The following is a 12,339-nucleotide window of genomic DNA, read 5'->3' on the forward strand; positions in this document are numbered from 1 at the left end:
GGTGCCCATCGACGCCGCCGCTGTCGCCGCACTGCGCGAGGAGCGGCTCGACTGGCGGTTCAAGGCCGCGCCCCTGGACGCCTCCGGGGTCACGGCCGGGGAGTACCTCTCCCGGCGGCCCTCGCTCGCGGACTTCGGGACGCCGTTGCTCACCCTGGAACGCCGGGCCCTGGACCACAACATCGAGACGATGGCCGCCTGGGTCGCGGCCGCGGGGGTCTCCCTGGCCCCGCACGGCAAGAGCACGATGGCGCCCGCCCTCTGGCAGCGCCAGCTCGCCGCCGGGGCCTGGGGTCTCACGCTCGCGAACCTGCCGCAGCTCCGCGTCGCCCGGGCCTTCGGGGTGAGCCGCCTGATGCTCGCCGGCAGCCTGCTCGACCCCGCGGGGCTGGCGTGGATCGGCGCCCAGCTCGACGGGGACCCCGGCTTCTCGTTCTCCTGCTGGGTGGACTCCGCCCGTTCCGTCGCCATCATGGACGCCGCCCTGCGCGAGGCGGGCACCGATCGGCCGGTGGACGTGTGCGTCGAGCTGGGCGCGCCGGGCGGCCGTACCGGCGTGCGGGACGTGGCCGAGGCGGTCGCGATCGCCGGCGCGGTGCGGGCCGCTCCCACGCTGCGCCTGGCCGGTGTCGCCGGGTACGAGGGCGCGCTCGGCCACGACGCCTCCGCGGCGAGCCTCGCCGCGGTGGACGGCTTCCTGAGGCGGATGGCCACGCTCCACGGCAGGCTCGCGTACGAGGTCGACGAGCCCGTCGTCACCGCGGGCGGCAGCGCGTACTTCGACCAGGTGGTGGAGGTCCTCGGCGGGCTCGGCGCGCGCGTGGTGCTGCGGTCGGGCGCGTACGTCGTGCACGACGACGGCTTCTACCGCGCGATCTCCCCGTTCTCGCGCGGCGCCGGGCCCGGGCCGCTGCGTCCTGCGATGCACGGGTGGGCCCGGGTCGTGTCGCGGCCGGAACCGGGGCTCGCGCTGCTCGACGCGGGCAAGCGCGACCTGCCGTTCGACGAGGGGCTGCCCGAGCCGCAGGCCGTGCGCGGCGGGAGCGGCTCGATCCTCGGTGAGGCCCGGGTCACCGCGCTCAACGACCAGCTCACCTTCCTGGCGCTCGGCGACGGCTCCGGCGTCGGCTGCGGCGACGTGGTGCGCCTCGGGCTCTCCCACCCGTGCACGGCGTTCGACAAGTGGACGCTGATCCCCGTGGTCGACGACATCGACGCACCGGACCCCGCGGTCGTCGATCTCGTGAGGACGTACTTCTGATCCATCCCGCCGGACCAGGCATGGTTGACGCGTGCCCCGGGATCATGGAAGCCTGGCGCCGCGCATGACTTGGGCAAGTCAGGATTATTTCGGTAGTTCGTGGGCACGTGTGTGATTCCCCCGTTATTGTGGCGGATGTTGCCTATGGGGTTTTTGTGGCGATTGGTCGGCTTCGTTGCACACCTCGGGCAGTGGTGGACGCGACGGTGATGGGAGCGTAGATGGAGCACGGGCCGTACGACGGTCGGGAGGGCGAAGGGCTGCCTGGGTCGAGGGGCGAGCACCTCCTCCAGAGCCTGTTCTCCACGCGAGAGCGGGCGCTCCGCTTCTACGACCGGCAGGTGGTCGACCGCCTGACGCCCGAGATGCAGGAGTTCGTCGCCCGCCAGGAGATGGCCTTCATCGGCACCTCCGACGCGGCGGGCAACTGCGACACCTCCTTCCGCGCGGGCCCGCCGGGATTCGTCCGGGTGCTCGACCCCGGCAGGCTGATCTACCCGGAGTTCCGGGGCAACGGCGTGCTCGCGAGCATGGGCAACATCATGGAGAACGCGCACCTCAGCCTGCTGTTCGTCGACTTCTTCGACGACCTGGTGGGGCTGCACGTGAACGGCGCGGCGACCATCACCACCGCGTACGACGCGGCCCGCCGCCATGGGCTGACCGACGAGGACCAGACCGCCCCCGGACGCCGGGCCGACCGGTGGGTCATGGTCGAGGTCGAGGAGGCCTACATCCACTGCTCCAAGCACATCCCGCTCCTGGCCAGGCAGGACCGCAGGCGCCGCGACGCCGAGGGCCGCAGGCCCTCGGGCGACGACCACTTCGGCGTCGCCGCCACGCGGGGCCGTGAACGCGAGCGACAGGAAGCGGGCCGGTCGGCCGAGTAACGCCATGAGCATCGACATCGGACTGATCCGCCAGAGCTGGGCTCTGGTCGAGCCGGTGGCCGACAAGGTCGCCATGCACTTCTACGCGAAGCTCTTCGCGGACTATCCCCACATCCGCGAGATGTTCCCGCCAGCGATGGACAGCCAGCGCGACCGCCTGCTGCGGGCGCTCACGCAGGTCGTGCTCAACCTGGAGAACATCGAGGGGCTCGGGGAGTACCTCGGCCAGCTCGCGCGCGACCACCGCAAGTACGGGGTCGTGCCGGAGCACTATCCCGCCGTGGGGCGGTGCCTGGTCATCGCCATGCGGGCCAACGCCGGGGACGCCTGGCGGGCCGTGTACGACTCGGCGTGGATCGACGCCTACCAGTTCATCGCCGACGTGATGGTGCAGGCCGCCGAGCAGGAGGCCGCGTACACGCCGCCCGCGTGGACCGGGGTCGTGGTGGGGCACGAGATGCGCACGCGCGAGATCGCCGTGATCACCGTCGAGCCCGACCAGCCCTACCCGTACAAGGCGGGCCAGTACGCCACCCTGCAGACGCCCTACTGGCCCAAGGTGTGGCGGCCGTACTCGATCGCCAACGCGCAGCGACGTGACAACCGGTTGACCTTCCACGTGCGGGTCGTGCCGGGGGGATGGGTCAGCACCGCGCTGGCCCACCACACGCGCCCGGGCGACACCGTCAAGCTCGGGCCGCCGCGCGGCTCCCTGCTCCTCGAACGCGCGAGCACCTCCCATCTGATCTTCATCGCGGGGGGCACCGGGCTCTCGCCGCTCAAGGCGCTCATCGAGGAGTCGATGTGGCTGCCCGACCGGCCGAGCATCGACCTCTTCCACGGCGTCCGGTACGCCGGCGACGCCTACGACCTCGCCGACCTGCGCACCCTGCGCTCCCATCACCGGCGCCTGCGGGTGGTCAAGGCGGTCTCCGACGACCCCCAGGAGTGGCGCAGGGAGAGCGCGGTGGACGCGCTGCTCAACCACCGCGTCGCCCTGGACGGGGACATCTTCGTCTGCGGCTCGCCCGACATGGTGCAGGTGACGACCTCCCGCCTGCTGCACCTCGGCGTGCCGTCCCGTCTCATCCACACCGAGTTCACGCCGGGGGCGCCCACTCTGGTGTACTCCTGAGGGAGATCGGCGGGGAGGTGACCGGGTGACGGACGGGCTGGTCGTCCGGGGGGCGAGCGTGGCCGACGGCACGGGCGCGCCCGCCTACGCCGCGGACGTCACCGTGAGCGGCGGCCGGATCGCCGCGATCGCCCCGCCGGGGGAGGGCGGCCCCGGCCGGAGCCTCGACGCGCACGGGCTCGTGCTCGCGCCCGGCTTCGTCGACATGCACGCCCACTCCGACCTGGCCCTGCTGTCGGACCCCGGCCATCTGGCCAAGGTCGGCCAGGGCGTCACCTGCGAGGTCCTCGGGCAGGACGGGCTGTCGTACGCGCCCGTCGACGACACCACGCTCGCGCAGCTCCGCAGGCAGCTCGCCGGATGGAACGGCGACCCCGAGGGGTTCGACTGGGACTGGCGGTCGGTCGGCGAGTACCTCGCGCGGCTCGACCGGGGCATCGCCGTCAACGCCTGCTACCTCGTGCCGCAGGGCACAGTGCGGGCGGTGGCCATGGGCTGGGACGCGCGGCCCCCCACCGAGGCCGAGCTGGAGCGGCAGAAGACGCTGGTCGCCGAGGCCATGGCCGAGGGCGCGATCGGCATGTCCAGCGGGCTCACCTACACCCCCGGCATGTACGCGGGCACCGATGAGCTGGTGGAGCTGTGCCGGGTCGTCGCCCGGCTCGGCGGCTACTACTCCCCGCACCACCGCTCGTACGGCGCGGGCGCGCTGGAGGCGTACGCCGAGATGGTCGAGGTGTCGCGCGCGTCGGGCTGCCCGCTGCACCTGGCCCACGCGACGATGAACTTCGCCGTCAACGCCGGCCGGGCGGGGGAGCTCCTGCGCCTGCTCGACACCGCGATCGACGGCGGCTGCGACATCACCCTGGACACCTATCCCTACCTGCCCGGCTCCACCACGCTGGCCGCGCTGCTGCCGAGCTGGGCGTCCGAGGGCGGTCCCGACCACACCCTCGCGCGGCTCCGCGACCCCGCGACGGCAGAGCGCGTCAGGCGGGTCATGGAGGAGGACGGCTCCGACGGCTGCCACGGCGTGCCCGTCGACTGGGACACCATCCAGATCTCCGGCACCCGCTCGCCCGCCCTCGCCGGCCGCGTCGGCCGTACGATCGCCCGGCTGGCCGCCGACTCAGGCCGCGCGCCCTTCGAGGTGTACCGCGAGCAGCTGCTCGACGACGAGCTCGGCACCACGATCCTTCAGCTCGTGGGCAACGAGGAGAACGTGCGCGCCATCATGCGGCACCCCGCGCACACGTGCGGGAGCGACGGCCTGCTCACCGGCGCGCGGCCGCATCCCCGCGCGTGGGGCTCCTTTCCCCGCTACCTCGGTCACTACGCGCGGGCCGAGGGCGTGCTCACGCTGGAGGAGTGCGTCGCCCACCTCACCGGCAACGCCGCCAGGCGGCTGAGGCTCGTCGAGCGCGGGCTGGTCAGGCCGGGGTACCACGCCGACCTGGTGCTGTTCGACCCGCTCACGGTCGGCGACGCGGCCACCTTCGACGACCCCCGCCGGCAGCCCACCGGCATCCCGTACGTCTTCGTCGGCGGCGTCCCCGTCATCGCCGACGGCCGCCCCACCGGCGCCCTCCCCGGCAGAGCCCTCCGCCACACCCCCACCGGCACCCGCTGAGGGGCCGCCGAAGGGGCGTCACCGGGGCGGCCGAGCCCGCTCACGGCTGGGGCACGTACTGCCGCGCGGCGGTGACGAACGTCCCCGCGAGCCGGTCGTGCAGGCAGCGCGCCCGGGGGTCGACGAGCATCCACAGCACGTCGGCGAGCATGATGAGCACGCCGTACTCGGGGACCATGGCGAGAGCGGGGAACACCACGGCCCGCAGCGCGGCCCTGGCGACGGACGGCGGCGCGTCCGTCTGGAGCGACACGACTCGCACACCCAGCAGCCGCTTGCCCACCGTCTGGCCCCAGCGTGCGTGCTGTGCCCAGAAGTAGATGAAGACCGCGATCACCAGCAGGGGCCAGGCGGGGCCGGTGCCCCAGAGCTTGTAGCCGCCCAGCAGCCCGTGGTCGACGTCGCGGGAGAAGCCCGGCAGCGCGAGCATGTCGAGGCCCGTGGTGGCGACGGTGGCGATGACCAGCACGAGCAGGTAGTCGGCGAGGGCCGCGACCGGTCGCCGCCACTCCACCGCGGGCCGCGGGCCGCTCCGCTGATCCTGCTCGGGTTCGCCGGTGCCCATGGCGCGCGCCGTGAGCACGACGAGTACGGCGGCTCCCAGGTAGGCCGCCTGGGTCCAGCCCAGCTCGTCCAGCAAGGCCGCGGACCAGCGGCCGCTGCCGAATCCGAAGATCAGGCAGGCTTCCGGGGAGAAGTACTGGCGGGCGAGCGGCCCGCCGACCGCCAGCAGGGCCAGGACGCAGGCGATGCGCCGCCCGGTGGCCTGGGGCCTTCCCCACCTGACGCACGCGAGGAACCCGGCGAGCACGAGGATGGCGGGGACCCCCCACTGCTGCGCCGTCCGCACGATCGTGCCGGCGTCGCCTCTGGCCACCGACACCGGGAACGGCTCCCCGTAAGGGTTGCCGGGGATCCGGCCGGCGACCGTGTCGTCCCAGAGGCGCCAGGCGTCCCAGGGAAGCCCGCTGTGCCAGGTCGGGAACACGGCCAGCGCCAGAGCGCCGGTCCAGAGCAGGAGCGAGAGCCGGGATAACCAGGGGGAGCTCGACACGACGACCTCTCTGCCGATACGGGATGATCCGGCACGATATCGAATACTGATCGCGCATCGGGGGCGGCGCGGCAGGTCGTCACAATTGAGCGCTCAAGTGAACCGGTAAACTGGGGGCGTGAGCGAGACGCGGTGGCTGGACGAGGGTGAGCAGAGGACCTGGCGTACCTTTCTCTGGGCCTCGCAGCTCCTGCACGAGTCCCTCGACCGGCAGCTCCAGCGGGACGCCGCGATGCCGCACACGTACTACATGATCCTGGCGATGCTGTCGGAGGCGCCCGAGCGCTCGATGACGATGACCGAGCTGGCGCAGCTGGTGCGCTCGTCGGCCAGCAGGCTGTCGCACGCGGTGGCCAAGCTGGAGGCGCAGGGCTGGGTGCGAAGGCGCAAGCGCCCCGGCGACGGCCGCACGACCGTGGCCACGCTCACCGGCGAGGGCTTCGCCGCGCTGGCCGAGGCGGCCCCCGGGCATGTCGAGGAGGTGCGTCGCGTGCTGTTCGACCGGCTCACCCCGGAGCAGGTACGGCAACTACACGACATCTTCGGTGCCGTGCTCACCAACCTGAACACGACGGACGGCTGCTGACCAGAGCCGGGCGACGGGCGGGGCCCGGCCAGGCTGAGACGGTCAGGGAAGGACGCGGCCGACCACGCGGGCGTACATGCGGCCGGGGCTCGGCACCGAGGGCGGGGTGAGGAACCCGGGGAGCATGGGAAGGTCGACCGCGAAGGGCTGCAGGCGCTCGTACAGCGTGTTCGCGTCGGCGGGACGGTTCTCAGGCGTCTTCTCCAGCAGGCCGGCGATCAGCCGGTTCAGCTCCTCCGGCACGCCGGGCACCTCCGGAGGCGTCTCGTTCACCTGCTTCTCGAACACGGCGTACTCCGTGGGCCCGGCGAAGAGCTGCCGTCCGGTCAGCATCTCGTGCAGGACGCAGCCGAGGGCGTAGAGGTCGCTGCGCGGGCCCGCCAGCCCGCGCTGGATCTGCTCGGGTGACATGTACGCCGGGGTGCCGAGGATCTGGCCGATGCGGGTGAACTGCGCGACGTCCGCCTCCCGCAGCATCGCGAGCCCGAAGTCGAGCACCTTGACGCTGCCGTCGGGACAGAGCATGAGGTTGGTCGGCTTGAGGTCGCGATGGCAGATGGACAGGGCGTGGGCGGCGGACAGCACCGCGCACGCCTGGGCGGTGATCGCGGCGGCCCAGGGCACCGGGAGCGGCCCGTGCTCGCTCACGAGATCGGCGACGGTGACGCCGTCGATGAACTGCATGACCTGGAACAGCCGCCGGTCGAAGGTGCCGAAGTCGTAGAGGATCGGCGCCCCCGCGTGCTCCAGCCTGGCCAGGATGCGCGCCTCGCGCATGAAGCGCTGCTCCAGCTCCTCGTCGTGCCCGCCGGGGAACCGCAGGAACTTCACGGCCACCTTGCGGTCGAGGTGCCTGTCGTGGCCGCCGTAGACGGCGCCCATGCCGCCCTGGCCGAGGGGCAGGTCGTCGAGCACGTACCGGTCGCCGATGACCATTCGCCCCTCCTGATGATCTATCGGGGAAAAATACACCCTTAACCGTTGGGCCGCAGGCGGCCGCCGACCAGACCGTCAAAGCCTAGCCGGACGAGCGTCTCTCCCAGGGCGGTCGTCTCGCGCAGCCGGTCCTCCAGGGCGAGCAGCTCGCGGAAGGCGCGGCCGTACACCTGCTGCTCGGAAAGGGAGAGCCTTGGGATGCGCACCCGGCGGGCGTCGACCCGGCTCGCCCCGGAATACGCCCGAGCCGCGCCGGACGTGCCGGCGTAGCGGAGGTATCCGGCCAGGAAGTCGGGATCCATCCGCTCGCGGTCGACCCGGTAGAGGTGGAGCTGGGGCCCGAGCACGGCGCCGCCCTCGGCGACGGTGCGGACGGCGGTCTCCGCGGTGGTGTTCGTGGCGACGACGTCCCCGGCCGCGAGGACGACGTGACCCTGGTGGCTTCCGGTGCGGCCGGAGGGCCCGCCCCCGGTGGCGAGGTCGGCGGCGGTCAGCACGGGCAGGTCGCCGGTGCCGGAAGGCATCCTCGGCGGCCCTTGCTGGATCGTCACCAGCCCCGCCCTGACCAGCTCGCCGACGGTGGTGCTCGGCAGGTCGCGCGCCTCGGCGAGCGGCGCGATGCCGGGCAGCGCCTCGGGCAGCGCGGCCACCGCCGCGCGGAAGCGGTGCTCCACCGCGCCGAACCCGAGGGCCGGGTCCTCCTGGGGCGGGTGCGGGCGGTGCCGCGCGGGGCTGAGGTCGACCTCGTCGTCCAGCAGGTCGATGATGCGGACGGCCCGCGCGGTGCCGGGCGGCTCGGACTCGGGATCGGCCGTGAACGCGCGCCAGGCGGCCTCTACGGTCGAGAGGTTGTCGGTGGCGTCCATCATCAGCACCAGCGACGGCGGGCGCTCGCCGGCCTCAGGGCGGCGCAGCAGCCACAGGTCAGGGCCTCCCGCCGACAGCGTGACCACCGCGCGCAGCGCGCCGGCCCGCAGCAGGTTGCCCCGGATGCGCTTGCCGGGGCGGCGGCTCGCGGCGGCGGCGGGCATGAGGATGGCGACCAGCCCGCCGGGGCGCGCGTGGGCCAGGCAGTGCTGCACCCAGGCGAGCTCGGACTCCCCGCGCGGCGGCAGGCCGTACTCCCACCGGGGGTCGCCGGTCAGCTCCTCGTACCCCCACGCGCGCTCGTTGAACGGCGGGTCGCAGACCACGATGTCGGCGCGCACGTCGGGGAACCCGTCGAGCCGGAGCGAGTCGCCGGCGACGACCTCCGCGCGCGCGTCGCGCAGCAGCAGCCGTACGGCCGTGAGCAGCGCCGAGGTCTCGCCGCTCTCCTGCCCGCGCACCCGCGTGTCCGCGAAGGGCAGCAGGAGGCCCCCGACGCCGCACGCCGGGTCGAAGACGGTGAAGGTGCCGCCGGTCGCGGCCTCCAGGCGGGCGAGCCGCGCCACCTGCTCGGCGACGTCGGACCGCGTGACGGAGAGCTGCCGGGAATGGGCCTCGGCGTAGCGCTCGCAGAGCAGCTCGAAGGCGGCGAGCGGCCCGTTCTCCGCGGCCAGGTCGGCGATCAGCCGGTAGAGCCGGGCGTCGATCAGGCCCCAGTCGACCGGGACGGGAAGGTCGGCCGTCGCGGTGGCGGCGGCCTGGTGGAGCCGCTTGGCGGGCTCGGGGCTCCGGGCGATCGCCTTCCAGCCGTCGGGCTCGCGCCGCAGGTAGAGCAGGAAGGCTCCCGCGCAGCCGACCAGGTCGCCGAGCCGCAGGTCGTCACCGGAGGCCCGTAACCGCTGCCAGACCCGGTCGCCCAGCGACATCTCATAGGATTTGCCATTACGGCGCAGCCAGTCCTCGACCTCGGGGAGGGAGAACAACGGGCTCGCGGCCGTGCCGCCCACAGGCTGGGGGAAGTCGTCGTAGCGGCGCCGCCAGTTGCTCACCGCCGCGCGCCCGACATCGGCGAGCCGGGCGATGTCGCCTGCGTTCAACATGGCGTCGTGTCCCATTCGCGTCGCATCTCCCTGCTCGGGGTCTACCCAGGCGCCCCACGGTCAGATTAGTCGACCATGCCGCTCCAATCCACCAATTATATGGTTGTGAAGTGTTTCAACCAATGATTTACTGAGGTCATGTCGAACAACGCGTCGTTCACGCTGCGTTACGCGGCTCGCACCGACGTCGGCCTGCGCCGCCAGCAGAACGAAGACTCGGTGTACGCCGGTCCGAGGCTTCTCGCCGTCGCCGACGGGATGGGCGGGCACAGCCACGGCGAGGTGGCCAGCGCGACCGTCATCGCCACGATGTCCGCCCTGGACAGCGACCCTCCCAGCGCCGACCTGCTCGGAACGCTGGAGACCACGATCTCCGAGGCCGACCGGCGGCTGAAGGACATGGCCGGGCGCGATCCCAAGCTCACCGGCATGGGCACGACCCTCACCGCCATGCTGTGGGACGGCCTGAGGTTCGCGCTCGCCCACATCGGCGACTCCCGTGCCTACATGCTCCGCGAGGGGTACCTCTACCAGATCACGCGTGACCACACCCTGGTCCAGTCGCTCGTGGACGACGGGCAGATGACCCCCGAGCAGGCCGCCGCGCATCCGCGCCGCTCCCTGCTCATGCGGGCGCTCGGCGGGAGCGGGTCCGTCGAGCCCGACCTCTCCATGCGCGAGGCCCGCGCGGGCGACCGCTACCTGATCTGCTCCGACGGGCTCAGCGGCGTGGTCGGGCCGCAGGCGCTGCACGAGACCCTGACCACGATGACCGACCTGGGCGAGGCCGCCCAGCGGCTCATCGATCTCGCCAAGGAGGGCGGGGGGCCCGACAACATCACCTGCGTCGTGGCCGAGGTGCTGACCGGCACCTGAGCCCCGGCGCCCGGCAACGGCCGTTCAAAGCACCGCAATCCGGGTAGCAAGCACTGCCGTGCCCCAAGCTGCAGTGATTGTGAACCCGACCAAGGTGTCCGAGATGGACCGCCACCGCGCCGAGGTGACGGCCGAGCTTGCGCGTTACGGCTGGGACGAGCCGCTGTGGATCGAGACGACGGCCGAGGACCCCGGCGTGAGCATGGCCGAGCGGGCCGTTTCCGAGGGGGCCGAGCTGGTCTTCGCCTCCGGCGGCGACGGCACCGTGCGCGCGTGCGTCCAGGGACTGATGGGCACAGGGGTGCCCTTGGCCATCCTGTCCGTCGGCACCGGCAACCTCCTGGCCCGCAATCTCGGGCTCCCCGCCACGCTGGCGGAGGCCGTCCGCACCGGGGTGGAAGGCGAGACGCGGGCGATCGACGTCGGCGCGATCGACGGCCGCCCGTTCGTCGTCATGGCGGGCATCGGCCTCGACGCGTCCATGGCGCACAGCACGAGCGACGGCGCCAAGGCCAAGATCGGCTGGCTCGCCTACGTGGGCGGCCTGGTCAAGCACCTGCGCGACCGGCCGTTCCAGGTCACGCTCTGCCTGGACGGGCGCACGACGCTGCGCAGGCGGGCGATGATGGTCCTGATCGGCAACGTCGGCCGGCTCCAGGGCGGCCTGCGCCTGCTGCCCGACGCCCAGCCGGACGACGGGCACCTCGACATCCTCATCCTCGCCCCGCGCACCCCGATGGACTGGCTGCGCGTGGTGGGCCACGTGCTGACGCGGTCGCAGCGCTACGACCGGCGGGCGGAGCGGTACACCGCCGCCCGGATCAAGATCGACGTCGAGCCGGCCGTCCTGCACGAGTGCGACGGCGACCCCATCGGCTACGGCACCACCATGTCCGTCGAGACGAGCCCCAAGGCGCTGCTGCTGCGGACGCCCCGCGGAACGGAGCGCTGACCCATGGGCACGGCCACCACGGTCCCGCAGACCAGGTCGATGAGCGGCGAGGAGCTCAGCGCCGACGACGCGTGGGCGACCCTGCGCCGGTACGGCGGGTGGCACCTCGTCCGCGACTCGTTCGTCCGGTTCAGGTACGGCGACGGCTTCAGCCACTCGCGGGCGCTGGCCTTCCAGATCTGCCTGGCGATCATCCCCGGCGCCATCGCCGCCGTCGGGCTCAGCTCGGTGGTCCACCAGGAGGAGCTCGGGCAGGTGATGCAGCTCATCATCCGCCAGTTCGCCTCGGGCTCGGGCGAGGAGGTCATCAAGGACGCCCTCGCGGTGAACGAGCGCCACGCCGGTGACGGCGGTGCCATCGCCCTGTGGTTCGGCCTCGTGACCGCCGTGGTCGGGCTGACGACCGCCATGGCCCAGATCGAGCGCGGCGCCAACCGCATCTACGGTGTCGAGCGCGACAGCCCCTTCCGCCGCAAGTACACCAAGGCCGTGCTGATGGCCCTCACGGCCGGCTCCCTGATGACCCTAGGGTTCGTGATCATGGTGGGCGGCAAGGCCATCGGCCGCGCGATCGCGCGGGTGTACGACTGGGGGGACACGGCGACCATGGCCTGGACGGTGCTGCGGTGGCCGGTCGGCTTCCTGCTCGCGGTGCTGTCGGCCTCGGTGCTGTTCCGCGCCGCGCCCCGGCGCAAGCAGCCGGGGCACACCTGGCTCGCGGCGGGGGCGATCGTCGCTCTCGCGCTTTGGACCCTGTTCACCTGGGCACTGGCCTTCTATATCGAGAACACCGGCTCCTTCGGCGCGACCTACGGGCCGCTGACCGCCGTGATGGCGCTGCTTCTGTGGTCGCTGCTCAGCTCCGTGGCGCTGTTCCTCGGACTGTCCTTCGCGGCACAGCTTGAGGCGTGCCGAGGGGGCGCGGGCGGCCCGATCAAGGCCGACCCCGGTCCCGCGGGCAGCCGTACCGGAGCCGAGGGAGGCACGAAGCCCGATCCGGCGGGATGCGGGCAGTGACGAGCACGTTCGGGAACCGCTCGGGGAAGCGGCGC

11 protein-coding genes are annotated in these 12,339 nt (G+C 72.7%); 8 read left to right on the forward strand and 3 right to left on the reverse strand.

Annotated elements, in window-relative coordinates:
* The first annotated feature begins 1 nt into the window (after window position 1).
* The 4 genes from OG589_RS00240 (at window position 2) to OG589_RS00255 (ending at window position 4,916) form a co-directional block, all read left to right on the forward strand.
* Window positions 2–1,261: an amino acid deaminase gene (locus tag OG589_RS00240; RefSeq protein ID WP_405145129.1), complete on the forward strand. Its 1,260-nt coding sequence runs from the start codon at window positions 2–4 to the stop codon at window positions 1,259–1,261.
* Between the two features lie 221 nt (window positions 1,262–1,482).
* Complete coding sequence (locus tag OG589_RS00245; protein WP_405145130.1) at window positions 1,483–2,151, forward strand: pyridoxamine 5'-phosphate oxidase family protein; 669 nt, start codon at window positions 1,483–1,485, stop codon at window positions 2,149–2,151.
* 4 nt (window positions 2,152–2,155) lie between these two features.
* Entirely contained in the window at window positions 2,156–3,286 is a 1,131-nt protein-coding gene (locus tag OG589_RS00250) for a globin domain-containing protein (protein ID WP_405145131.1), read from the forward strand.
* A gap of 25 nt (window positions 3,287–3,311) precedes the next feature.
* Window positions 3,312–4,916, forward strand: coding sequence for an amidohydrolase family protein (locus OG589_RS00255; RefSeq protein WP_405145132.1), 1,605 nt, complete (start codon window positions 3,312–3,314; stop codon window positions 4,914–4,916).
* A 40-nt stretch (window positions 4,917–4,956) separates the two neighbouring features.
* Here the strand turns inward: OG589_RS00255 and OG589_RS00260 are convergent, their stop codons facing one another.
* Complete coding sequence (locus tag OG589_RS00260; protein WP_405145133.1) at window positions 4,957–5,970, reverse strand: RDD family protein; 1,014 nt, start codon at window positions 5,968–5,970, stop codon at window positions 4,957–4,959.
* A 118-nt stretch (window positions 5,971–6,088) separates the two neighbouring features.
* Here OG589_RS00260 and OG589_RS00265 point away from each other — a divergent pair, with 118 nt between their 5' ends.
* A complete protein-coding gene (locus OG589_RS00265; protein ID WP_405145134.1) occupies window positions 6,089–6,556 on the forward strand; it encodes a MarR family winged helix-turn-helix transcriptional regulator in 468 nt (155 codons plus the stop codon).
* A gap of 42 nt (window positions 6,557–6,598) precedes the next feature.
* Here the strand turns inward: OG589_RS00265 and OG589_RS00270 are convergent, their stop codons facing one another.
* On the reverse strand, window positions 6,599–7,492 hold the full coding sequence (locus OG589_RS00270) for a serine/threonine-protein kinase (RefSeq protein WP_405145135.1): 894 nt from the start codon (window positions 7,490–7,492) through the stop codon (window positions 6,599–6,601).
* A gap of 38 nt (window positions 7,493–7,530) precedes the next feature.
* Complete coding sequence (locus OG589_RS00275; RefSeq protein ID WP_405145136.1) at window positions 7,531–9,474, reverse strand: N-6 DNA methylase; 1,944 nt, start codon at window positions 9,472–9,474, stop codon at window positions 7,531–7,533.
* 123 nt (window positions 9,475–9,597) lie between these two features.
* Between OG589_RS00275 and OG589_RS00280 the strand changes: the two genes are divergently transcribed.
* The 3 genes from OG589_RS00280 to OG589_RS00290 all read left to right on the forward strand — a co-directional run bounded on the left by OG589_RS00280 (window position 9,598) and on the right by OG589_RS00290 (window position 12,304).
* On the forward strand, window positions 9,598–10,335 hold the full coding sequence (locus OG589_RS00280; protein WP_405145137.1) for a PP2C family protein-serine/threonine phosphatase: 738 nt from the start codon (window positions 9,598–9,600) through the stop codon (window positions 10,333–10,335).
* Window positions 10,336–10,414: 79 nt separating this feature from the next.
* Entirely contained in the window at window positions 10,415–11,287 is an 873-nt protein-coding gene (locus OG589_RS00285) for a diacylglycerol/lipid kinase family protein (protein ID WP_405145138.1), read from the forward strand.
* 3 nt (window positions 11,288–11,290) lie between these two features.
* A complete protein-coding gene (locus OG589_RS00290) occupies window positions 11,291–12,304 on the forward strand; it encodes a YihY/virulence factor BrkB family protein (protein ID WP_405145139.1) in 1,014 nt (337 codons plus the stop codon).
* The last annotated feature ends 35 nt before the right edge of the window (window positions 12,305–12,339 follow it).

Origin of the sequence: Sphaerisporangium sp. NBC_01403, from assembly GCF_045040145.1 — a bacterium.
GTDB classification, from domain to species: domain Bacteria; phylum Actinomycetota; class Actinomycetes; order Streptosporangiales; family Streptosporangiaceae; genus Sphaerisporangium; species Sphaerisporangium viridialbum.

What these genes read in the sequence shown, in the direction of transcription:
- OG589_RS00245 (WP_405145130.1), top strand. Translation starts at nt 1,483, where the DNA reads ATGGAGCACGGGCCGTACGACGGTCGGGAGGGCGAAGGGCTGCCTGGG.
- OG589_RS00250 (WP_405145131.1), top strand. Translation starts at nt 2,156, where the DNA reads ATGAGCATCGACATCGGACTGATCCGCCAGAGCTGGGCTCTGGTCGAG.
- OG589_RS00270 (WP_405145135.1), bottom strand. Translation starts at nt 7,492, where the DNA reads ATGGTCATCGGCGACCGGTACGTGCTCGACGACCTGCCCCTCGGCCAG.
- OG589_RS00275 (WP_405145136.1), bottom strand. Translation starts at nt 9,474, where the DNA reads ATGGGACACGACGCCATGTTGAACGCAGGCGACATCGCCCGGCTCGCC.
- OG589_RS00280 (WP_405145137.1), top strand. Translation starts at nt 9,598, where the DNA reads ATGTCGAACAACGCGTCGTTCACGCTGCGTTACGCGGCTCGCACCGAC.
- OG589_RS00290 (WP_405145139.1), top strand. Translation starts at nt 11,291, where the DNA reads ATGGGCACGGCCACCACGGTCCCGCAGACCAGGTCGATGAGCGGCGAG.